The organism is Streptomyces sp. NBC_00572, from assembly GCF_026341815.1.
Taxonomy (GTDB): domain Bacteria; phylum Actinomycetota; class Actinomycetes; order Streptomycetales; family Streptomycetaceae; genus Streptomyces.
The window spans coordinates 3826629-3848866 of the sequence record NZ_JAPENX010000001.1 but is presented as its reverse complement, the minus strand read 5'-3'; the positions used below and the strand labels follow the sequence as shown (position 1 = coordinate 3848866).

The 22238-nt window shown below is 72.1% G+C and carries 18 protein-coding genes; 5 read left to right on the top strand and 13 right to left on the bottom strand.

Annotation, left to right across the window (positions count from 1 at the left end; translation table 11 throughout):
• Positions 1 to 14: 14 nt before the first annotated feature.
• Entirely contained in the window at positions 15 to 485 is a 471-nt protein-coding gene (locus OG514_RS17990) for a hypothetical protein (protein WP_266895882.1), read from the bottom strand.
• A gap of 355 nt (positions 486 to 840) precedes the next feature.
• Here OG514_RS17990 and OG514_RS17985 point away from each other — a divergent pair, with 355 nt between their 5' ends.
• Positions 841 to 2595 (top strand): biotin carboxylase N-terminal domain-containing protein, encoded by a 1755-nt coding sequence (locus OG514_RS17985; RefSeq protein ID WP_266895880.1) that lies wholly within the window; start codon positions 841 to 843, stop codon positions 2593 to 2595.
• 77 nt (positions 2596 to 2672) lie between these two features.
• Entirely contained in the window at positions 2673 to 3218 is a 546-nt protein-coding gene (locus OG514_RS17980; RefSeq protein ID WP_266895878.1) for a TetR/AcrR family transcriptional regulator, read from the top strand.
• A 72-nt stretch (positions 3219 to 3290) separates the two neighbouring features.
• On the opposite strand, the gene OG514_RS17975 is transcribed toward OG514_RS17980, so the two are convergent.
• A complete protein-coding gene (locus OG514_RS17975; protein ID WP_266895876.1) occupies positions 3291 to 4253 on the bottom strand; it encodes a DeoR/GlpR family DNA-binding transcription regulator in 963 nt (320 codons plus the stop codon).
• A gap of 214 nt (positions 4254 to 4467) precedes the next feature.
• Complete coding sequence (locus OG514_RS17970) at positions 4468 to 5907, bottom strand: NAD(P)H-quinone dehydrogenase (RefSeq protein ID WP_266895874.1); 1440 nt, start codon at positions 5905 to 5907, stop codon at positions 4468 to 4470.
• A 227-nt stretch (positions 5908 to 6134) separates the two neighbouring features.
• On the opposite strand from OG514_RS17970, the gene OG514_RS17965 reads away from it, so the two are divergent.
• The 3 genes from OG514_RS17965 to OG514_RS17955 all read left to right on the top strand — a co-directional run bounded on the left by OG514_RS17965 (position 6135) and on the right by OG514_RS17955 (position 9517).
• Complete coding sequence (locus OG514_RS17965; protein ID WP_017239758.1) at positions 6135 to 6572, top strand: gamma-glutamylcyclotransferase; 438 nt, start codon at positions 6135 to 6137, stop codon at positions 6570 to 6572.
• 244 nt (positions 6573 to 6816) lie between these two features.
• Positions 6817 to 7620: a purine-nucleoside phosphorylase gene (locus tag OG514_RS17960; RefSeq protein WP_266895866.1), complete on the top strand. Its 804-nt coding sequence runs from the start codon at positions 6817 to 6819 to the stop codon at positions 7618 to 7620.
• A gap of 244 nt (positions 7621 to 7864) precedes the next feature.
• Positions 7865 to 9517, top strand: coding sequence for a phospho-sugar mutase (locus OG514_RS17955; RefSeq protein ID WP_266895864.1), 1653 nt, complete (start codon positions 7865 to 7867; stop codon positions 9515 to 9517).
• A gap of 128 nt (positions 9518 to 9645) precedes the next feature.
• Here OG514_RS17955 and OG514_RS17950 read toward each other — a convergent pair whose 3' ends face one another.
• From OG514_RS17950 to OG514_RS17905, 10 genes are all read right to left on the bottom strand, one after another.
• Entirely contained in the window at positions 9646 to 10452 is an 807-nt protein-coding gene (locus tag OG514_RS17950; protein ID WP_266900882.1) for a phosphate ABC transporter ATP-binding protein, read from the bottom strand.
• A gap of 67 nt (positions 10453 to 10519) precedes the next feature.
• Positions 10520 to 11395 carry a sortase gene (locus OG514_RS17945; protein ID WP_266895863.1) on the bottom strand — a complete coding sequence of 292 codons (876 nt, stop codon included), beginning with the start codon at positions 11393 to 11395 and terminating at the stop codon, positions 10520 to 10522.
• The gene (locus OG514_RS17940) at positions 11392 to 12684 is read right to left on the bottom strand and encodes a hypothetical protein (protein ID WP_266895861.1); all 1293 of its coding nucleotides are present in this window, start codon (positions 12682 to 12684) and stop codon (positions 11392 to 11394) included. The genes OG514_RS17945 and OG514_RS17940 overlap by 4 nt, the downstream gene beginning before the upstream one ends.
• A gap of 217 nt (positions 12685 to 12901) precedes the next feature.
• Positions 12902 to 13876 carry a substrate-binding domain-containing protein gene (locus OG514_RS17935; RefSeq protein ID WP_266895859.1) on the bottom strand — a complete coding sequence of 325 codons (975 nt, stop codon included), beginning with the start codon at positions 13874 to 13876 and terminating at the stop codon, positions 12902 to 12904.
• A gap of 131 nt (positions 13877 to 14007) precedes the next feature.
• A complete protein-coding gene (locus OG514_RS17930) occupies positions 14008 to 16596 on the bottom strand; it encodes a hypothetical protein (RefSeq protein WP_266895857.1) in 2589 nt (862 codons plus the stop codon).
• Positions 16593 to 18437, bottom strand: a complete 1845-nt coding sequence (pstS, locus tag OG514_RS17925; protein WP_266895855.1) for a phosphate ABC transporter substrate-binding protein PstS — start codon at positions 18435 to 18437, stop codon at positions 16593 to 16595. Before pstS ends, OG514_RS17930 begins: the two co-directional genes overlap by 4 nt.
• Entirely contained in the window at positions 18434 to 19741 is a 1308-nt protein-coding gene (gene pstA / locus OG514_RS17920; protein ID WP_266895853.1) for a phosphate ABC transporter permease PstA, read from the bottom strand. Before pstA ends, pstS begins: the two co-directional genes overlap by 4 nt.
• A gap of 36 nt (positions 19742 to 19777) precedes the next feature.
• Positions 19778 to 20806 (bottom strand): phosphate ABC transporter permease subunit PstC, encoded by a 1029-nt coding sequence (pstC, locus tag OG514_RS17915; RefSeq protein WP_266895851.1) that lies wholly within the window; start codon positions 20804 to 20806, stop codon positions 19778 to 19780.
• A gap of 78 nt (positions 20807 to 20884) precedes the next feature.
• Positions 20885 to 21256 carry a DUF1508 domain-containing protein gene (locus OG514_RS17910; protein WP_266895849.1) on the bottom strand — a complete coding sequence of 124 codons (372 nt, stop codon included), beginning with the start codon at positions 21254 to 21256 and terminating at the stop codon, positions 20885 to 20887.
• 256 nt (positions 21257 to 21512) lie between these two features.
• Complete coding sequence (locus tag OG514_RS17905; protein ID WP_266895847.1) at positions 21513 to 22214, bottom strand: PH domain-containing protein; 702 nt, start codon at positions 22212 to 22214, stop codon at positions 21513 to 21515.
• Positions 22215 to 22238: the final 24 nt, after the last annotated feature.

Sequence of the window (22238 nt, the reverse complement as noted above, 5' to 3'; positions counted from 1 at the left end):
CCACCCGGCGGCGGTTACGCGGGCGCCGGCGCTTCCTCGCGGGGTTCCTCGCGGCGCTCTTCCCCGCGGAGTTCGGCACCCTTGCCGTACGCCACGAGGGTGAGCACGATCAGGCCGAGTACGAGCATCATGAAGGCGAAGGCGCCCCAGCCGATCAGGCCGACGGTGACCGCGCCGAGGAGGCCGTGCACGACCGCGCAGCCGATGAGCAGACCCCGGCCGAACCGCCCGGGTCGGCGGTCGCGGATGCCCGCGACGAGGGCGACGAGGCCGCACAGGGCGAGGGCGGCGCCGGAGCCGATGCCGAGCGCCCAGGTGCCGGTGTACATCGCGTCGGGGTCCATGCCGTCGAGGGACATCGCCTGGACCTTGACGAACCGTGCCATCACGGCGTTGATCGCGACGATCCCGGGTGCTTCGAGGAACAGCACCGCCGCCGTCACGAGAGCTATCGGTCTGCGGGCCACCTCGGCCACCCCCTGCATACGACTGTTACCGACAGTACGATCGACAGCGCGAAGGCTACTGGCCGGTAAACCTCTGGACAAGAGTGCGCACACGACCGGCGACGGCGGACGGCAGGGCAAAGAATCACTGGGCCATTCGTAGGGACTCGACAAAGAAACCCGAATGGCGACTGGCCGCATGAACAGAGACCTGCGCCACACCTCGGAGCTACTGTGCCGTAAAGGAACCCTGCGTACCGTGGTGCGACAAGGGAATTCACGACCCGAGCAGGCCCGGGGTCACGCTCCGTGTGGGCAAGCTCACCACTGGGGACGGGTCGAAAGGCCGTGTCGGCAGTCCCTAAACTCAGCTTGTTTCAAGGAGGGAGCCATCGTGCGCAAGGTGCTCATCGCCAACCGTGGCGAAATCGCTGTCCGTGTGGCCCGGGCGTGCCGGGATGCGGGTATCGGCAGCGTGGCCGTGTACGCCGAGCCGGACCGGGATGCTCTGCATGTCCGGGCGGCTGATGAGGCGTTCGCTCTGGGCGGTGACACTCCGGCGACCAGTTATCTGGACATGGCGAAGGTGTTGCAGGCGGCCGAGGACTCGGGTGCGGACGCGGTCCACCCCGGTTACGGGTTTCTTTCGGAGAACGCCGAGTTCGCGCAGGCCGTGCTGGACGCGGGTCTGACGTGGATCGGTCCGCCGCCGCAGGCGATCCGTGATCTGGGTGACAAGGTGGCGGCCCGTCACATCGCCCAGCGTGCCGGTGCCCCGCTCGTCGCCGGCACCCCCGACCCGGTCTCGGGTGCGGATGAGGTCGTGGCGTTCGCCCGCGAGCACGGGCTGCCGATCGCGATCAAGGCCGCCTTCGGCGGCGGCGGCCGTGGTCTGAAGGTCGCCCGGACGCTGGAAGAGGTCCCGGAGCTGTACGACTCGGCCGTGCGTGAGGCCGTTGCCGCGTTCGGCCGGGGCGAGTGCTTCGTCGAGCGTTACCTCGACAAGCCCCGCCACGTCGAGACCCAGTGCCTGGCCGACTCCCACGGCAACGTGGTCGTCGTCTCCACCCGTGACTGCTCGCTGCAGCGCCGCCACCAGAAGCTGGTGGAGGAGGCACCCGCCCCGTTCCTCTCCGAGGCGCAGAACGCCGAGCTGTACGCGGCGTCCAAGGCGATCCTGAAGGAGGCCGGCTACGTCGGCGCCGGCACGGTGGAGTTCCTCGTCGGCACCGACGGCACGATCTCCTTCCTGGAGGTCAACACCCGCCTCCAGGTCGAACACCCGGTCACCGAAGAGGTCACCGGCATCGACCTCGTCCGGGAGATGTTCCGCATCGCCGACGGCGAGGAACTCGGCTACGGCGACCCCGAGATCCGCGGTCACTCCTTCGAGTTCCGCATCAACGGCGAAGACCCCGGCCGCGGCTTCCTGCCCGCCCCCGGCACCGTCACCCTCTTCACCCCGCCCACCGGCCCCGGCGTCCGCCTCGACGCCGGCGTCGAATCCGGCAGCGTCATCGGCCCGGCCTGGGACTCCCTCCTGGCCAAGCTGATCATCACGGGTGCCACCCGTGAGCAGGCCCTCCAGCGCGCCGCCCGCGCACTCGGCGAGTTCAAGGTCGAGGGCATGGCCACCGCCATCCCCTTCCACCAGGCCGTCGTCATCGACCCCGACTTCACCGCCGACCCCTTCCGGGTCCACACCCGGTGGATCGAGACCGAGTTCGTCAACGACATCAAGCCCTTCGCCCCCGCCGGCGCCGATGCCGACGAGGACGAGGCCGGTCGCGAGACGATCGTCGTCGAGGTCGGCGGCAAGCGTCTTGAGGTCTCGCTGCCGTCCTCGCTGGGGATGACCCTGGCCCGGACCGGGCTCGCGGCGGGTGCGAAGCCGAAGCGCCGCGCGGCCAAGAAGTCCGGCCCGGCCGCTTCCGGCGACACCCTCGCCTCGCCGATGCAGGGCACGATCGTGAAGATCGCGGTCGAGGAGGGCCAGGAGGTCAAGGAAGGCGACCTGATCGTCGTCCTGGAGGCCATGAAGATGGAACAGCCGCTGAACGCCCACCGCTCCGGCACCATCAAGGGCCTGACCGCCGAGGTCGGCGCGTCGGTCACCTCCGGCGCCGCGATCTGCGACATCAAGGACTGACCGTCGCACCAAGTACGGTACGAAGGGCCCGCAGGCAGCCGCCTGCGGGCCCTTCGTCGAGGGGAGGGCCTTCACCCATGCGAGCCGACGCACGGCGCAACCACGAGCGGCTGCTCACCGAAGCCCGTGCCACCTTCGCCGAACAGGGCGCCGACGCGCCCCTGGAGGAGATCGCGCGCCGCGCGGGCGTGGGGATCGGCACCCTCTACCGTCATTTCCCCACCCGGGCCGAGCTGCTGAACGCCGTCTTCCAGGAGGCCCTGGCGGAGCTCCTGGACCGCTCGGGGGAGCTGGCCGAGGCCGAGGAGCCGTGCCGGGCGCTCGTCGCATGGCTGCGGGCCCTGATCGCCCACGCGGGCGAGTACCGGGGGCTCGCGCACGCGCTGATGTCCGCCTCGTACGACCGGAGTTCGGCGCTCGCGCAGTGCAGCGATCCGCTGCGCGCGGCGGGTGAGCGGCTGCTCGGGCGCGCCCGGGAAGCGGGCCAGGTGCGCGCCGACGTGTCGATCGGCGATCTGATGCAGCTGACCAACGCGATCGCGCTGGCGGCGGAACAGTGCCCGGAGGACGCGGAGTTGGCGGACCGTCTGCTTGAGCTGACGCTTCGGGGCATCAAGGAGTGAAGTGACGGCTGCCGCCGTGGCGAGGAAGGTTCGGCGGCGGAGCGCGGGACCCCTGGGGGAGGGCCCGCGGGCTCAGCGGCGCCGCATGTCGGCGACCCGCGCCGTGCGCTCCAGCGTCTCGGCGGCCATCCCTCCGCCCGGTCCCCGGAACTGACCGGCCGCCATCCGGCCGCGCTGCACCGGGAGGGGCATGTCACGGCGGGGCCGGGCGCCCGGGGGGACCTGGTCACCGCCGGTGGGGCCGGTGGCGGCGCCCGTACCGGCGACGGCGATGTGCACGCCCTGGTCGGCGAGGGCCTGGAGCTCGGTGGCGGCCCGGTCGTCGTGGGCGGGCGGTTCGTCGGTCACCAGGCGGGTGATGACGTCCGTGGGCACCGTCTGGAACATGGTGTCGGAGCCGAGCTTGGTGTGGTCGGCGAGGACCACGACCTCGGCCGCCGCCTGGACGAGTGCCCGGTCCACGCTCGCGGAGAGCATGTTGGACGTGGACAGGCCGCGCTCGGCGGTGAGTCCGCTTCCGGAGAGGAAGGCACGGGACACCCGGAGGCCCTGGAGCGACTGCTCGGCCCCGCTGCCCACCAGGGCGTAGTTGGAGCCGCGGAGGGTGCCCCCGGTCATGACGACCTCGACCCGGTTGGCGTGGGCGAGGGCCTGGGCGACCAGGAGCGAGTTGGTGACCACGGTCAGACCGGGCACGCGGGCGAGCCGGCGGGCCAGCTCCTGCGTGGTCGTCCCGGCGCCGACGACGATGGCCTCGCCTTCTTCGACGAGGCTCGCGGCGACGTCGGCGATGGCCGTCTTCTCCGCGGTCGCGAGATGGGATTTCTGCGGGAAGCCGGATTCTCGCGTGAATCCGCCCGGCAACACCGCACCGCCGTGCCGGCGGTCGAGGAGTCCTTCTGCCTCAAGGGCCCGTACGTCTCTCCGTACGGTCACTTCAGAGGTCTGGACGACGCGGGCGAGCTCGCGGAGCGACACGGCCCCATTGGCTCGCACCATTTCGAGGATCAACTGGCGACGTTCTGCAGCGAACACGAAACTGACAGTAACGTGACCGGCCGATACTTTTCAGCACTATGCGCCGAATTACAGAAGATGCACACAGACGGGGCCTCCAAGTGGTATGGGAGGCCCCGTCGTTGATTCGTCATGCGCCAGGGCTATGCCCTGCCTTGCCGGGGGTTGTCCGAGTCTGGCGAACCGTTCCCGCAGGCGGGAGCCGCTCGCCGGAGGGGGATCCGGCGGGCTGTTACGCCTCGCCCGCGGACTTCCGGGTGTGCAACTGCCGTGCCACTTCCGCGATCGAACCCGAAAGGGAGGGGTACACGGTGAAAGCATTTGCGATCTGTTCGACCGTCAGATTGTTGTCGACCGCGATCGAGATCGGATGGATCAGTTCGCTCGCCTTCGGCGCGACGACACAGCCGCCGACCACGATGCCGGTGCCCGGACGGCAGAAGATCTTGACGAAGCCGTCCCGGATGCCCTGCATCTTCGCGCGCGGGTTGCGCAGCAGCGGCAGCTTGACGACCTTGGCGTCGATCTTGCCCGCGTCCACATCCGCCTGCGTGTAGCCGACGGTGGCGATCTCGGGGTCGGTGAAGACGTTCGACGAGACCGTCTTCAGGTTGAGCGGGGCCACCGCGTCGCCGAGGAAGTGGTACATCGCGATGCGGCCCTGCATCGCGGCCACCGAGGCGAGTGCGAAGACACCGGTCACGTCACCCGCCGCGTACACGCCGGGGGCGGTCGTACGGGAGACCTTGTCGGTCCAGATGTGACCGGAGTCCTTCAGTTTGACCCCCGCCTCCTCCAGACCCATTCCGGCCGAATTCGGGATCGCGCCGACCGCCATCAGACAGTGCGTGCCGGAGATGACCCGGCCGTCCGCGAGGGTGACCTCGACCCGGTCGCCGACCCGCTTGGCGGACTCGGCGCGGGAGCGGGCCATGACGTTCATGCCGCGGCGGCGGAAGACGTCCTCCAGGACGGCGGCGGCGTCCGGGTCCTCGCCGGGCAGCACGCGGTCACGGGAGGAGACCAGGGTGACCCGGGAGCCGAGCGCCTGGTAGGCACCGGCGAACTCGGCACCCGTCACACCGGAACCGACCACGATGAGCTCCTCGGGGAGCTCCTTGAGGTCGTAGACCTGCGTCCAGTTCAGGATGCGCTCGCCGTCCGGCTTGGCGTCCGGCACCTCGCGCGGGTGGCCGCCGGTCGCGATGAGCACGGCGTCCGCGGTCAGCGTCTCCTCCGTGCCGTCGGCGGCCGTGACGATCACCTGGCGCGAGCCGTCCATCGCCTGCCGGCCCGAGAGCCGGCCGCGGCCGCGCAGCACGCGGGCGCCCGCCCGGGTGACGGAGGCGGTGATGTCGTGCGACTGGGCGAGCGCCAGGCGCTTCACCCGTCGGTTGACCTTGCCGAGGTCCACGCCCACCACACGGGCCGCCTGCTCCACGTGCGGGGTGTCGTCCGCGACGATGATGCCCAGCTCCTCGTACGAGGAGTCGAAGGTGGTCATCACCTCGGCGGTGGCGATCAGGGTCTTGGAGGGAACGCAGTCGGTCAGGACGGACGCGCCGCCGAGGCCGTCGCAGTCGACGACGGTCACCTCCGCGCCGAGTTGGGCGCCCACCAGGGCCGCCTCGTATCCGCCGGGTCCGCCGCCGATGATCACGATCCGGGTCACTGGGATCTACGCCTCGCGCTCTCGTTCTGCCGGGGGGTCCCCCCGCTGGGATGCAGTGCGTACGCCATTGTCCCGCACGCTTCAAGTGCGTACCCCATTCTCCCGCACGCCCGGCGCGGCCTCACGCCGGGGCCTCCGAAGGGACGGCCGCCCCCGGGCCGGGCTCCCCCGGGGCCCTCACCTCGGAGTTCGGCGGACACCCCGCCCCCTCCCGTACCCTCGGTCCCATGTCGCTCTACGCCGCTTTCGCCGGCAACCTCGACGCGCGGCTGATGAGCCGCCGCGCACCGCACTCCCCGCTGCGCGGCACCGGCTGGCTGAACGGCTGGCGGCTGACCTTCGGCGGCGAGCAGATGGGCTGGGAGGGAGCGCTGGCCACCATCGTGGAGGCCCCCCGCTCCCAGGTCTTCGTGGCGCTCTACGACATCGCGCCGATGGACGAGGACTCCATGGACCGCTGGGAGGGCGTCGGCCTCGACATCTACCGCCGGATGCGGGTCCGGGTGCACACCCTGGACGGCGAGGAGCCGGCCTGGGTGTACGTCCTCAACGCGTACGAGGGCGGGCTGCCGTCCGCGCGGTACCTGGGCGAGGTGGCCGACGCGGCCGAATCCGCGGGCGCGCCGCACGACTACGTGATGGAGTTGCGCAAGCGCCCCTGCTGAGCCGCCCCGACGGCGGTGCCGCCCAACAAGCGCCCGCCGACCGGTGTCCGCCGGAAGGTGTACGAACTGCCGACGCGCGGCGACGAGGGTGAGCGTGCTCCATTCGTCGGAAACGACAAGACAACGATCGCATGTCCGTCGGCATCGTCATCTACGCGCGTAGGCAAACTCCGGATACGCTTCTGCGCGTATCAAATCCGTCCGGGGCCAACCTCGGACCCCCCTCCCCGAGGCGAGAGAGTCAGTGAACGCAACTGCCACCCCGTACGAGGCCGCCGAGGCCGCTGCCGCACGTCTTCGCGAGCTGACCGGCGTCGAGAACCACGACGTCGCCCTGGTCATGGGCTCGGGCTGGGCGCCCGCCGTCGACGCGCTCGGTGCTCCCGAGGCCGAGTTCCCGGTCACCGACCTGCCCGGCTTCCCGCCGCCCGCCGTCGAGGGCCACGGCGGCAAGATCCGCTCGTACAAGATCGGTGAGAAGCGCGCCCTCGTCTTCCTCGGCCGCACCCACTTCTACGAGGGCCGCGGTGTCGCCTCCGTCGCCCACGGCGTCCGCACCGCCGTCGCCGCAGGCTGCAAGACGATCATCCTGACCAACGGCTGCGGCGGCCTGCGCGAGGGCATGCGCCCCGGCCAGCCGGTCCTCATCAGCGACCACCTCAACCTGACGGCCGCCTCCCCGATCGTGGGCGCGAACTTCGTGGACCTCACCGACCTGTACTCGCCGCGGCTGCGCGCGCTGTGCAAGGAGGTCGACGAGACCCTCGAAGAGGGCGTCTACGTGCAGTTCCCCGGGCCGCACTACGAGACCCCGGCCGAGATCAACATGGTCCGCGTGCTCGGCGGCGACCTCGTCGGCATGTCCACCGTCCTGGAAGCCATCGCCGCGCGCGAGGCGGGTGCCGAGGTCCTCGGCATCTCCCTGGTCACCAACCTGGCGGCGGGGCTCTCGGGCGAGCCGCTGAACCACGAAGAGGTGCTGCAGGCGGGGCGGGACTCGGCGGCGCGGATGGGTGAGCTGCTCACCCGGGTCCTCGACCGGATCTGACGTCGGCCGCCTGCCGCTGCGCGGGGCTCCGTCCCCTCCCCGCCCCTTCCCGAACTGGGGCTCCGCCCCGGACCCCGGTCCTCGAACGCCGGACGGGCCGAACATTCAGCCCGCCGGCGTTCGAGGCGCGCGGGGCCGGGGGGCGGAGCCCCGGTTTCGGGAAGGGGCGGGGTGGGGGAAGGCTCCGCGCAGCGGCAGACCGCCCACCCGCACCCACCCCCGCCGACACCCCGAAAGGCACACCGTGACGCAGGACGACCTCATCGCCCGGGCCCAGGCATGGCTCGCCGAGGACCCCGACAGTGAGACCCGGGAGGAGCTCGCCGCGCTCCTCGACCGCGGCGCGAGCGACGAGCTCGCCGCCCGCTTCGCCGGCACGCTGCAGTTCGGCACCGCCGGGCTCCGCGGTGAGCTGGGCGCCGGGCCCATGCGGATGAACCGTTCGGTCGTCATCCGCGCCGCCGCCGGCCTCGCCGCGTACCTGAAGGCGAAGGGCCAGGAGGGCGGGCTCGTCGTCGTCGGCTACGACGCCCGCTACAAGTCGGCCGACTTCGCGCGCGACACCGCCGCCGTGATGACCGGCGCGGGCCTGCGCGCCGCGCTCCTCCCCCGCCCGCTGCCGACGCCCGTCCTCGCGTACGCCATAAGGCATCTGGGCGCCGTCGCGGGTGTCGAGGTGACCGCGAGCCACAACCCGCCGCGCGACAACGGCTACAAGGTCTACCTGGGCGACGGCTCGCAGATCGTGCCGCCCGCCGACGCGGAGATCGCCGCCGAGATCGACGCGATCCGCTCGCTGCACGACGTGCCGCGTCCGGAGGCCGGCTGGGAGACCCTCGGTGACGAGGTCCTGGGCGCCTATCTGGAGCGTACGGACGCCGTCCTGACCCCTGGGTCCCCCCGCACCGCGCGGACCGTCTACACGGCCATGCACGGCGTCGGCAAGGACGTCCTGACGGCGGCCTTCGCCCGCGCCGGCTTCCCGCCGCCCGCGCTCGTCGCCGCGCAGGCCGAGCCGGACCCGGCGTTCCCGACGGTCGCGTTCCCGAACCCGGAGGAGCCGGGTGCCATGGACCTCGCCTTCGAGGCGGCCCGGGCCGTGGACCCCGACCTGATCATCGCCAACGACCCGGACGCCGACCGCTGCGCCGTGGCCGTGCCCGACGCGACGGTCGTCGGCGGCTGGCGGATGCTCCGCGGCGACGAGGTGGGCGCACTGCTCGCCGCGCACCTGGTGCACAAGGGCGCGACGGGCGTGTTCGCCGAGTCGATCGTGTCGTCCTCGCTGCTCGGCCGGATCGCGGAGGCCGCGGGCGTCGGCTACGAGGAGACGCTGACCGGCTTCAAGTGGATCGCCCGCGTCGAGGGCCTGCGGTACGGCTACGAGGAGGCGCTCGGCTACTGCGTCGACCCGGAGGGCGTCCGCGACAAGGACGGCATCACGGCGGCGCTGCTCGTGACCGAGCTCGCGTCGGTGCTCAAGGAGCAGGGCCGGACGCTGACCGACCTGCTCGACGACCTGGCGATCGCGCACGGGCTGCACGCCACGGACCAGCTGTCGGTGCGGGTCGAGGACCTGAGCGTCATCGCGAACGCCATGACGGCGCTGCGCGAGCGTCCGCCCGTCTCGCTCGCCGGTCTGACGGTCGTGTCGGCGGAGGACCTGACTAAGGGCACGGAGTCGCTGCCCCCGACGGACGGGCTGCGCTACCACCTGGAGGGCGCCTACAAGGCCCGGGTCATCGTCCGCCCGAGCGGCACCGAGCCGAAGCTCAAGTGCTACCTGGAGGTCGTGGTGCCGGTCGCCGCGGCGGTCGACCTCGCCCCGGCACGGGCGACGGCCAACGAGGTGCTGGTCGCGATCAAGCGGGACCTGTCGGCGGCGGCGGGTCTCTGACCCCCGCACAGCCACGAAGGGCCGGTACGGAGACTCCGTACCGGCCCTTCGGCCGTCCGGGTGAAACCCGCACGGCACATGACGTCTCTCGACTCCCGCACGCCGGGGGCGCACGCCGGAAACCGGTCTCAGCCGAAGCGGCCGTTGACGTAGTCGGCGGTGCGCGGGTCGGTCGGGGAGTTGAACACCGTCTCCGTGGGCCCCTGCTCGACGATCACTCCGGGGGTGCCCTGTTCGGCGAGGAAGAAGGCGCAGGAGTCGGAGACGCGGGCCGCCTGCTGCATGTTGTGGGTGACGATGACGACGCTGACCTCCGACTTCAGCTCGGCGATGGTCTCCTCCACGCGCCGGGTGGAGGTCGGGTCGAGCGCCGAGCAGGGTTCGTCCATGAGCAGGACCCGGGGGCGGACGGCGAGCGAGCGGGCGATGCAGAGGCGCTGCTGCTGGCCGCCGGAGAGCGCCCCGCCGGGCTGCCGCAGCCGGTCCCTGACCTCGTTCCAGAGGCCGGCCCGGGTCAGGCACTCCTCGACGAGGTCGTCCTTGGCCTGCTTGCCGGCCCGGATGCCGCCGAGCTTCAGGCCGGCGAGGACGTTCTCGTACAGGGACATCGCCGGGAACGGGTTGGGCTTCTGGAAGACCATGCCGATCTCGCGGCGGGCGTGGGTGATGCGGCGTCCCCGGTCGTAGATGTCGGCGCCGTCGAGGAGGACCCGGCCGGCGAGCGAGGCGGTGCCGGTGAGTTCGTGCATCCGGTTGAGGATGCGCAGGAAGGTCGACTTGCCGCAGCCGGAGGGGCCGATGAGGGCGGTGACCTCACGGGCGGGCATGGCGAGCGAGACCCGGTCGAGGACCTTGCGGTCGCCGAACCAGGCGGAGACGGACTCGGCTTCGAGGGCGGCGGCGCGGGACGGGGCCGCGGCGCCGCCGCCCGGCACGAGCGGCGGGACGGGCGGCAGGGTGACGGTGTCGGCGAGATCGGTCACGGTGTGGACTCCACAGCGGTCAGAGGAGGTTGGGGAGGAGCCGGGTCAGTTCGCCGGAGACGAGGACGCCGAGGGCGAGGAGGACCGGGACGGCGGTGACCCAGGTCTGACGGTTTCCCCAGCGGCGGCGGGCGAGGACGGTGAGCAGGGCGGCCAGGAGCAGCGCCTGGGCGCCGAGGAAGATCCCGGGCCAGGCGTCGGGGTCGCCCGCGAGGGGCTTCTCGGCGGCCGTGATCCAGCCGGGGCGCAGCGGCCGGGGCGGGCTGGGCCGGGCGGCGCCGAGGAGTCTGGCGTCGATGCGGACGATGTCCTCGGGGGTGTACGCGCCACCGGTCGCCGTCATCAGGGTGAGCCGTCCCTCGCCGGAGCCGAGGGCCGCGGGGTTGGGGTCGCCGGGGTGCCGGACGCCCGTCACCTCGTACACGGCCTCGCCCTGACCGGTCGTCACCTCGACGCGGGCGCCGTTCGGGAGGCGGTGCACGTCGTTGAAGGGGCTGCCGTAGCCCCATTTGCGGCCCATGATCACGCTGGCCCCGGCCTGGCCGGGCAGGGCGGTGTCCCGGCGGTGCCCGGGCCCGGACATGAGGACCTCGGAGGTGGTGCCTTCGGCGACGACCTCGCGGAGTCCGAGCGCGGGGATGCGGAGCAGGGCGACGGGGGCGCCGGGTTCGAGCGGCTTGCCGTCGTAGGTGAGCTGCCCCACTGGGGCGGTGCCGAGGGCGAGTTGCTCGCGCAGCTCGTCGTAGGCGGTGGACTGCTCGCGGGCGTGCTGGAGGTGTCCGACGACGGTGAGGTTGGCGGCGAAGCCGATCAGCAGCGCGGCGAGGACGGACAGCGCCGCCCCGGCCAGGGCGAGCCCGGCCCGGGGGGCGGTGGGGGGCGGTGCGGTGGTCACGGGCGGGCGCCCGCCTTGCGGCGGCGGGTCTGGATCACGGCCGCCGCGCCGAGGAGGCAGAGTGCGAGGGAGCCGAGCGCGGCGGAGGCGGCGGTGGAACCGGTGGAGGCGAGGCTGCCGTTGCCGTCGTCGGTGCCGGTGCCTCCGGAGCCGCCACTGGTGCCGCTTCCGCCCGAGTCTCCGGAACCGCCACTCGTACCGCTGCCGCCGGAGCCGCCTCCGGAGCCGCCCGAGGTGCCCGAGTCGCCCCCGGAGGCGCCGCCCGAGGTGCCGGAGTCGCCGGTCGCGGTCGGCGACGGCGTGTCGGTGCCGGTCGGGCCCGGGGTGTCGCTCGGCGTGTCGCTGGGGGTGTCCGTCGGCGTGGGCGTGTCGGTGGGGTCGTCCGTCGGGGTCGGCGTGCCGGTGCCGGTGCCCGTCGGGGTGGGGGTGGTGCCGGTGGGGGTCGGGGTCGTGCCGGTGGGGGTGGGGGTGGGCTCGGCCACGTACAGCGAGTAGACGAAGAAGGCGGGGGTGTAGGCCTCGGGGTCGGTGGGGGTGAACGTGACGACCACCGGCAGACCGTCGCTGTTGACTGCGGACTCGGTGACGGTGACCTCGGCCTTGCCTCCGACGACGTCGACGGCGCCGATGTCGACGAATTCGTCGTTCACGAACTTCTGGAAGCTCACCGATCCGGCGGCCTCCTTGGGCTGGAAGGTCGCGATGATCTTGGCCGGCGCGCCGACGACGGCGACGGCGGGGTCGGACACGACTTCCAGCAGGGTCGCCTTCTGCGCGATCGGGGCCCAGGTGTCACCGGTGACCTGGATCATCGTGGAGAAGAAGTCCTCCGACTCGGCCCCGATGTCGGTCCGGCAGTAGAGGCGAAGCTCGTAGCGGCCGTCCAGGGGACCTTCGGGGATGAAGTTCCGGAGGCCCTCCTGGAGCGAGGTGTGAGTGGCCTCGACGTCGACGGGCCGGGTGAAGGGCCCCGCGCTCAGGGGGTCCCCGGGGACCGTGCCGGCTATCGCGTGGAAGGTGCCGAGGACGGGTTCGACCACTCCGAGCCGGGCCTTGAGGTAGGGCTTGGCGGGGTCGGCCGGTGCCGGGCAGGCGGCGGCGGTGGTGACCCCGGTGGCGAAGGGCCGGGCGGTGACGGAGCCCGAACCGCCCTGGAGCGTGAAACTCCCGTGGACGGTGGCGGCCTTGGCGGGGACGGCCAGGGCCAGGGCGGCGGCGAGGGCGCCGCAGAGGAGGGCGAGTGCCGTCAGGAGGGCGACGGGTGATCTGAGTGGTGCGGGGCGGTTCATGCGGGTCCCCCAGGAGTCGGATGCGGGAGCGGGTGGCCGGTGGTTGCGGGATCGGGCGGCGTGGGGTGCCCGGCGGCCGGTCGGGCGGGCGGTCGGGCGGTCGGGCGGTCGGGCGGTCGGGCGGGGAGCGATACGGGGAGCGGATGCGCCACGGGTACGCCGGGGGGCCGGGCACCCGAAGGTGCCCGGCCGGTGTGCGGTCAGGAGGCGGTGGTGATCAGCGCTCGCCCTTGACGGTGGTGGCACCACAGGCGGTGCCGAGGGCGCCGAAGCCGTAGTTGGTGATGGTCGTGGTGGCGGCGCAGACCTTGGAGGTCGAGCCGACGAACGTGGAGGAGATCGTGGCGTTGGTCAGCTTCGGGGTCGGGACGACGTTGTAGACGTCACGCAGGAAGGGGAACGCCGTGTTCAGGGTCTTGTCGGCGTTGCGGGGCGCGACGGTGCCGACGGAGCCGAGGACGGCCGCGCCGCGGCGGTTCGCGACGACGCCCTTCTCCTGCGCCGTGTACTGGGCGACCGAGTACGGGGCGATGTCACCGGCGGTGTCGAGGACGGTGCCGTCGTTCTCCTGGACACCCTGCTGGACGCAGGAGCCCGGGGCGGTGACGCCGATGGAGGAGAGGAAGAACTGACGCGTGCCGGAGTTGGCCTGCGGCAGGATCGGGGTGAGCGCCACGCCGTTGAGGGCCGTGAGGTTGCACTCGTAGATGTCCTTGAGCTGCGTCGCCGTCAGGTCGGAGGGCAGCGTGCTGTCGGAGCGCTTCACCCAGGACACCGCGTCCTTGGCGAAGGGGATCCAGGTGAGGTCCGTGGTGCTGGTGTCGGCCGGGCCGCGCGAGGAGCGGGCGAAGTCGAGGCAGCCGGAGTTGGTGTCCACGGCGTTGCGCAGCGCGTCGATACCGGCGGAGGAGCCGTTCGGGCGGTTGATCACACAGCCGGCCGACTTGGTCTTGATGGTGGCCGTGCCGGTGGCGTCCCAGGACGCGATGATCTTCTGGCCGATGGCGTTCACGACGACGTTGCCGAGGCCGTTCATGACGTCCTGGGTCGTGTCCGAGCCGGTGCCGGCCAGGGTGCGGTACTGGGTGATCGGGTTGGGGTCGGCCTGCGCGGCGGGGGCGAGGGCGACACCGAGACCGAGGGCGGCCACACCGAGGGCGGCACCGATACGAGCGCGGGACTTGACGTTCACTTCTGATCTCCTCCGTGGAAACGGATGTCATGGAATGGACGCACAAGCAAAATCCGGATTCTTCAACCGGCCGGTCCGTCGACCGGCCGGGAACAACAATTCCTCACCGGTGGCACGGGCGGCCACCACGGTCAGCCGCTCTTCAGGTTACGAATTCCTGTCCTAGGTGAATCCGAGGGAATTCGACGACGGCCGGCGGCGGCCAGGACCGCGGGTCCTGCGATACCGGCGATGCCGCCGACGACCAGGACCGAGAGAAGGACCCAGCGAATGACGCCGAGCACCTGGGACGGCGTGCTGCCGGTGTCGGCGAGCCGCTCCCCCGGTGCGCTCCCGGAGCCGTTCGTAGAGCCGTTCCCGCCCGCGCCGGAGGCCGGCGGCGGCGCGGCGGAGGACGGCGACCCGGCGGCCGCGCCCGTGTCCGTACCGCCGCCGGTGGACCCGCTCGCGGACCCGCTGCCGGAACCCGAGCCCGAGCCCGTACCGCCGGAGCCGGTTCCTGTGGAGCCCGTGGAGCCCGTCGTGCCGTTCGCTCCCTGGCCGCCGCCGGAGTTCGAGACTCCGGTCGCGCCGCCGTCACCGCCGGCCGTGCCGCCGGTGGTGGCGCCCGGTCCGGTCGGCGTGCCGCGCTCCAGGCGGTCGGCCGCCGCGGCGGCCTGGGCCTTCAGCTTCGCGGGCATCGGGGCGTAGCCGAGGGGCAGCTCACCGGGGGCGGTGCCCTGCTTCTGCCCGGGTCCGGCCGCGTACCGCAGCACGCGCGCGTAGTCCTTGCGGGCGTCCGCCGGAAGGCCGGTGGAGGCGGCGGCGTAGGTCACCACCGTCAACGGGTAGGCGTCCTTCGTGGCGCGAGCCGGGTCGGGGACGAGGACCCCCGGGACGGAGGAGTCCTTGAACTGTTCGACCGCCTTGAGCATGGTCCGGGTGGTGGGCCGGACGTAGGTGCCGTCGGCGTTCGCCAGGGCCGCCGTCTGGAGCTGATAGCGGGTTGCCGAGGAGGAGTCGATGATGCCGTAGGCGCGGCGGCTGCCCGGCAGGACCAGGGGGCCGGTGAGCTTGAGTCCCCCCGTGGCGTTGTCCTCGGCGACCTCGTACTTGGTGTTGTTCGTACCCCTACGTGTCGACCGGGCGGCGTCGTGGAAGTCGCCGGCGTACGGCGAGCGGTCGATCACCCCGTACGTGATGGACTTCCCCGACAGCAGGAGTTCCGTCTCCGTGGGGTCGGCCTTCGGGAACTCGTAGAGACTGGACGTGCTGATTCCCAGACTCTTGTAGTGGGGGTTCATCCTCATTCCCCAGGGGTCCGGCTTCCCGTCAAGGAAGGAACGCGCGTCGGCGTTGCTCCGCAGATAGTCCCAGACGACTTTCGCGGTGTCGGCCCGATCTGCGGAAAGGAGAATTCCGCCGGGATAGCTCAGCTCCGCCGGCCGGAACTCCTCGAATTGCGGATTCAGTTTCAGGAACTCCGGATCCCGGACGATGGAGACCGGATTGCCCTTCAGATGCGCCAGGGGTTCCATGCCCCACGTGTTCACCCGGACGTCGTAGGGGTAGGACAGCGTGAGCAGCTTCGCCAGCAGCCGTGGGTTCAGCCGCAGGTCCTTCACGAGCCCGATCCCGTCGGCCTCCCAGAAGAAGCCGACGGTCAGCGCGCTGACGGCCACGGGGGCGTGGACGAAGCCCGCCTTCTCCCCGCCTTCCACGGGCTCGACGGTGAAGCCGAGACCGGGCGAGGTGGAGGTCGGGGCGAGCAGGCTCGACCGGGCCAGCTCCTCTCCCCGCTGGGAGAAGGTGAAGCGGGTGGAGCCGCCCGCGCACAGGGCCGCCTGCCAGGAGGTGACGGCTTCCGTGACCAGCTCGGAGCCGGTCATCCGGCGCTCGGCCTTGTCCGTGGGGCAGGGGTCGCCGACGGGCAGGAAGTCGAGGGGGAAGGTGATGCGCTGGTTCCAGTTGGTGGTGGAGAGCGGCGAGGACTGCAGGCTTCCGTTGTTGGCGGTCCCGTCCGGGTCACGGGAGCCGCGGGGCACCACGACGAGCCAGCACCTTCGGCCGCGGACGTCCGCACCCGTACCGACCGGATCGCCGCAACCGAGGTGCGGAGCCTCTCGGGTGGACTGCAGGTTGAAGCCCACCTCGCCCGTCCCGTCGGGCTGGGTGACGGCGAAGGACTCCTCGTTGGTGTCGTTGTTGCTGAAGTAGGTCCAGTCGGTGGACGTCTTCGTCGGCGGGCCCGAGACCGGGGTGAAGGGTACGAACGGAGAGGTCGTCTGTCCCGGCAGACCCGGAGCCGGAATCGGCTCGTCGTACTCCTTCTCCTGCGGGTCCGTGCCGACGGCGATCACCCGCTGCAGGACGAACTGCCCGAAGTCGAGAGCGGCGGGCGCGGCGCCGAACTGGCACTGCTCCCGCTTCGGTCCCGCCGGGTCTTCCCCCCAGCACTGCATGATCTGGAGGAAGTCGGTCTTCTTGCTGTACGTCTGCTTCCCGCCCTTCCAGGTGACGCGCACCCCCTGTCCGCGGAGGTTCTTCGTCTGGTGGACGGTCACCTCCAGTTTCGAGAAGTCGTCGTGGGGCCCCTTGGTCCCCCGCTTCGTCAGCGCCGAGCTCTGTGACGGGTCGGTCGCCGCCATCGCCGGACTGTCCTGCGGCAGCGGAACGAGGGCGAGCAGAACGGCGGCGAGCAGCGCCCCAAGTCCGGCCCTCCGGGTGAACGTCGGCTTCACCGTCCCCCTCCCTGGCGTTCGGCGCGGGCCGCGAGGGCGCGGCCGACGAGTGGTGGGGCGATGACGGTGGCGAGGAGCAGCAAGGCGGAGAGGGCCATGAGGATCCCGCGCAGGCCGCCGCCCGTGTCGGCGGCGAGGGTGACCGGGGTGCCGACGATCTGGTTGCCGCCGGAGTCCTGGCCGGTGCCGCCGCCCGTACCGCCGCCGTCCCCGGCGAGGATCTCGCCGGTGTCGGGGTCGATGGCTCCGCCGCCTGTGGCGCCGCCGGTGGCGGATCCGCCGCCGGAGCCCGTGCCGCCGCTCGCACCTCCGGTCGCGGAACCCCCGGTGCTGGAGTCGGCGCCTGAGCCGGTGGCGCCGCCGGCGCCACCACTGGCCGAACCGCCGTTGCCGCCCGAGCCGTTGGATCCGTTGCCGCCGGAGCCGCCGGAGCCGCCGTTCGAGGAGCCGGAGCCGTTCCCGGTTCCGTTCCCGCCGGTCGAGCCGCCCGTGGCGGAGCCGCCGCCGGTCGAACCGCCGTTGTTCACCTGCGTGTTCGTGCCCTTGGCGCCGCCCGTGCCGTCACCGCACTGCGTCGGGCCGCGCTTGTCGCAGGGCTTCGGCCGCGGGGCGTTCTTGGCGAGGGTGTTCGTGCCGTCGGCCGAGAACGTGGGGTTGCGGCAGTCGGACAGGTCGACCGCGCCGGTCGGCGCGCCGGGTATCCGGCGGACCTGGTCGAAGCCGGCCTGGACGAGGTTCCTCGGGAGCGGCGAGTAGCCGAGTTCCTCGGCCTGCTGCTGGCCCTCGCAGAGGAAGTAGCGGGCGAAGGTGCCGAGCGAGCGGCCCTTCTCGGTGGTGTGCGGGGCGGTGTCCGAGGTGGGGACGACCATGTAGCTGTAGCTGGAGAGCGGGTAGCTGCGCTGGTCCCCGGAGCGGTAGACGTCGTCGAGGATCTGGGTCAGGTAGTTCGTCGAGTTCCGGTCGGAGTCGATCCGGGCCTTGAGCAGGGCGACGGCGACGGCCTGGGCGGTCGGCTCGACGTAGTAGCCGGAGGAGTTGAGCACCTTGACGACCGGGAAGTGGGCGTTGATCGCGTACGAGTACTCGACGTAGGTGATGGCGCCCTCGCCCTGCGGCTGGCGGACGTGCGCGGAGACACCGAGCGAGCCGGACTTGGCGACGGTGGTGGTGCCGGGCACGACGGGGAAGTACGAGGTCATTCCGCACGGGGTGGAGCGGCCGGCGCGCCGGCAGTAGTCGTCCCAGACGGAGCCGTTCTCCTTGGCGAGCCAGGTGGTGAACTGGGCGGTCGTGCCGGAGCCGTCGGAGCGCACGACGGGGACGATGCGGCGGGCGGGGAGGGTGAGGCCGGGGTTGTCGGCCTTGATCTCGGGCGCGTTCCACATGGTCAGCCGGCCGGTGAAGATCTTCGCGAGGACGGGGCCGGAGAGCCGCAGGTTGGTGACCTGGCGGCCGCCGATCCGCAGGTTGTACATGAAGGCGGTGCCGCCGGCGACGATCGGCATGTACGCGTAGCCGCGGCGCGGCGGTACGTCGGTGGCGCCGCCGTCGTTGAGGCCGTACGGGATCTCGGAGACGGCGAAATCGACGGTGCCGTTCTTGAACTGCTCGCGGCCCTGCGAGGAGCCGTTGGCGTTGAAGTTGACCGTGAGGCCGACGTTGGCGCCGATGTTGCGGCGCCACTGCTCGACGGCGTTGGAGCTCCAGGTGGATCCGGAGCCGGTGATCTTGGTGTATCCGGCGGCCTGCGCGGCGGGCGGATGGACGAGCAGGGCGAGCACCGCGCACAGGGCGGCGGCGAGCCCCAGGGCGGTGCGGGCGAGCGGGGCGGCGGATCTCACGGCGTACTCCTCGGAGGTACGGATCGGTCGGCGGGCGCGGTGGACCCTGCCGGGCCGGGGGTGGGTGCGGCGGTCCCGGCGGCGGCCAGGGACGGGACGTTCCCGGCCCCGGAGCCGGGGGCGTTCCGGGCGGTGGAGACCCACCGGGCCGCGTCCTGCCGGGAGGCGAGGGCGCGGCGCCGTTCCTGGCGCTTCGTCAGCTGCCCCGGTCCGCGCCCGCCCGCGATCCGCGCGAGGACGAAGAGGAGCAGGACGAGCAGCATGAGGACGGCGGCGGTGCCGAAGCCGCGGGCGATCATGTTCGGTTCGGGCGACTTGACGAGCTCGAAGGTGGCGAGCGGCAGGGAGACCTGAGCGCCGGAGGTCGGCAGGGCGTTCAGCTCGGCGGTGAACCCGGCGGTCAGCAGCACGGGCGAGGTCTCCCCCACCCCGCGCGCGGTGCCGAGGATCACGGCCGTGGTCAGCCCCGAGCGGGCGGTCGGCAGGACGACGTGCCAGACCGTGCGCCAGCGGGAGGACCCCATGGCGTACGAGGCCTCCCGCAGCGTGCCGGGGACGAGCCGGATGACGACGTCGGAGGCCCGGATGATGATCGGGAGCATCATCACGGAGAGGGCGAGCGAGGCGGCGAGCCCGGAGCGTTCGGTGCCCAGGGCCAGGATGACGGTCGCGTAGATGAAGAGTCCCGCGACGATCGAGGGCAGCGCGGTCATGGCCTCGACGACGGTGCGGACCAGGCGGGCGAAGGGTCCGGGCACCTCGTTGAGGAAGACGGCGCAGACGATGCCGGTGGGCACGGTGAGCGCGAGCGCGATGCCGACCTGTTCGAGGGTGCCGACGACGGCGTGCAGGATGCCGCCGACGTCGAGCGGTTCGAGGGGGCCCGCCAGGCTCATGTCCTCGGTGAAGAAGTTGAGGTGGACGAGGGCCTCGCGGCCCTCCCAGAGCGTGAAGGCGACGACGAAGACGAGGACGACGAGGAGCAGCAGCCCGAGGCTGCGGACGACGACGCCGGCGATCCGGTCCCGTACGGCGGGCCCGTCCTCGTCGAAGGAGACGAGCAGCGCGTAGAGCCCGAGGAAGAGGACGTACGCGACGATCACGAAGCCGACGGCACCACTGAAGGGCAGCAGGCGGGCGAAGAGGAGCCAGGTGAGGGCGAGCGAGGCCGCGGCGGCGCCGAGCAGCGCGTACACGTCGGAGGCGCGCGTGCTGCCGGTGGTGCGTCGGCGTTCGGGTCCGGGGGCCGGCGGGGCCTTCTCGGTGGGCGGTCGCAGCTTCGGCCGCTCCGGGGCGATGGTCATCGGGTTCGGGTCCCCCTTGAGGAGCGCGGACAGGCCCTAGGCGTCGCTGGTGGCGCCGGAGCGGCTGCGGGCGACGATGGACGAGGCGGCGAAGTTGACGATCAGGGTCATGACGAAGAGGGCGAAGCCGGCCGCCATCAGGGCGGACATGCCGAAGGGCGTGGCCTCGCCGTAGCGCAGGGCGATGAGGGAGGACACCGAGCTGGTGCCGGTCTGCAGGACGTGCCACTGGATGGTGAAGACCTGCGAGATGACCATGTAGACGGCGATGGTCTCGCCGAGGGCGCGGCCGAGGCCGAGCATGGTGCCGCCGATCATGCCGCCCTTGCCGAAGGGCAGGACGACGCTGCGGATCACGCCCCAGCGGGTGGCGCCGAGCGCGTACGCGCCCTCGCGTTCGCCGGCGGGGGCCTGGGAGAAGACCTCGCGCATGATCGAGCAGATGATCGGCGCGACCATCATGGCGACGACGAGACCGGCGACGAAGGTGGACGAGGTGTAGACGGTGGGCGGGGCCAGCGGATCGTCGGGGTCGGCGCCGTCGACGCGCAGGAACGGGATCCAGCCGAGGTACGTGGCGATCCAGCGGGCGATCGGGAGGATCGACTCCTCCAGCCAGAAGACGCCCCACAGTCCGTAGACGACGGAGGGCACGGCGGCCATCAGGTCGACGGTGGAGATGAGGGTGCGGCGCAGCCGGGGCGGGGCGTACTCGGCGATGTAGAGCGCGGCCCCGGTGGCCAGCGGCACGGCCACGACGATCGCGACGAGGGCGATGAGGACGGTGCCGAGGAGGACGGCCGCGATCCCGAAGCGTCCGGAGTCGGGTTCCCAGTTCTCGGTGGTGAGGAAGGAGAGTCCGGCGCGGTCGAGGGCCTGCCAGGCGCGCAGGAGCAGGAAGCCGCCGACGAGGAGCATGACCGCGAGGACGATGCCGCCGCCGGTGCGGGCGACGGCGCGGAAGACCCGGTCGGGAAGGCCGGGGTCGGCGTGGAGCCGTCGCGGCGTGTCGGGCGGCGGGTCGGCCGGTCTGCCGGGCGGCGGGTCTTGGGTCTCGGTCGTCACGGGAAGGACGTAAGTCCCGCCCGGTGGCCAGGCCCGCCCCGCGACGTGAACGAGGGGCGTGCGCGGGGCAACTTCCGTTCACCGTAAGACTGTTGAGGCCCATCTGGGCCCCTCGGTGGCGATCAGCGCCCGGAACCGCGCATAGGCGGTGCGGCAGGTGGAATGGCGCTCGTAGGAGCGTCCGGAGAGCGCGGCGGTACGGCCCTCGGCGTCCCGCAGGAGCCACACCCAGCCGTTGCCCCCGGCGGTGTGCTGCACCCCGCCGGCCATGTCCGCGTACCCGGTGCACAGGGCCGCGAAGGCCGCCCGGCACCCGGCGTGGTCGTCGTAGCAGCCCCCCGACCGCGCGACGACCCTCCCGTTCTGTGCGACGAGTCGCCATCCGTAGCGTCCGTCGGCCCCCATGTCGACCAGACAACGCGTCCCGGACACACCGGTGTCCTTGGTCATCGCCCCCACCCCCACAGTCTCGGCAAGCGCAATCTATTGAGACGGGGGTGACAGTTGGGTGCTAAACCATTTGCGGGGTTGCACGCTTCACCAGGAGGTTGCCCCTAGGACACCGGCACCGGGGACGACCCGCCGGGAACGCGCCAGCGTGACGCGAAGAGGCTTGTGACGTGTCCAGGCCTGCGGCGCGGAGGGCTCGTGACACGCCGAAGGGGTGTCTTGCCTGATCGACAAGACACCCCCTGATCGTGCCGGGTCAGCCCGTCGCCAGCAGGATCACCAGGAGCAGCAGCCCGGCGACCGCGGGGCCGACGATCTCGTACGCCCAGCGCACCCGCGCCTCGCCCTGCGCCCCCGGGGTCCCGGCGCGGCGCTCGGCCAGCTCGCGCAGGTCGGCGATCGTCTGGTCGGCGGGCGCGGTCCGGGAGGCACTGTCCCGGACGTTGGCGCTCACCGAGGTACGGCCGTGCGGGTCGTCCTGAGAGGCGCGGGCGGCCTTGCGGGAGGCCTTCTTGCGCTGGCGCAGCGAGACGGGGATGGCCCACAGCTGGTACTTGGCGCCGTCCTGGGTGAAGACCTCGCTGGAGTAGCCGGCGCGGACGTCGGCGACCGTCGCCCAGGGCAGCGTGATCGACCGGAACGGGTTGCGGATCCGGAGCCGGTCGTCGTTGGCGTACACCGCGGGCCGGATCGTGAACGCGACGATCAGCGGCACGGCGAGGACGAGACCCGCGAGCGCGAGCCAGGGCGACCGGCCCTCGCCGCGGAACATCACGTCACCGGCGAAAAGGGCCGCGAGGATCAGCAGGAACACCCCGCTCGCGATCCCGAGCGGCGACCGGAAGACGCGGTCGGGGGACTGCTGCCCCGCGGGCTTCCGCTGATCGGACGGCTGCTCGGGGGTCGACTCGCGGCTCGGCTCGTGGCTGGGCTCAGGGGTCGGCTCGGGGGTCGTCATGGGGCCGATTCTGCCTCAGCCGGG

Coding starts and splice junctions, on each gene's coding strand:
- OG514_RS17990 (WP_266895882.1), bottom strand. CDS start 485: ATGCAGGGGGTGGCCGAGGTGGCCCGCAGACCGATAGCTCTCGTGACG.
- OG514_RS17980 (WP_266895878.1), top strand. CDS start 2,673: ATGCGAGCCGACGCACGGCGCAACCACGAGCGGCTGCTCACCGAAGCC.
- OG514_RS17965 (WP_017239758.1), top strand. CDS start 6,135: ATGTCGCTCTACGCCGCTTTCGCCGGCAACCTCGACGCGCGGCTGATG.
- OG514_RS17940 (WP_266895861.1), bottom strand. CDS start 12,684: ATGAACCGCCCCGCACCACTCAGATCACCCGTCGCCCTCCTGACGGCA.
- pstA (WP_266895853.1), bottom strand. CDS start 19,741: ATGACCATCGCCCCGGAGCGGCCGAAGCTGCGACCGCCCACCGAGAAG.
- OG514_RS17910 (WP_266895849.1), bottom strand. CDS start 21,256: ATGACCAAGGACACCGGTGTGTCCGGGACGCGTTGTCTGGTCGACATG.
- OG514_RS17905 (WP_266895847.1), bottom strand. CDS start 22,214: ATGACGACCCCCGAGCCGACCCCTGAGCCCAGCCACGAGCCGAGCCGC.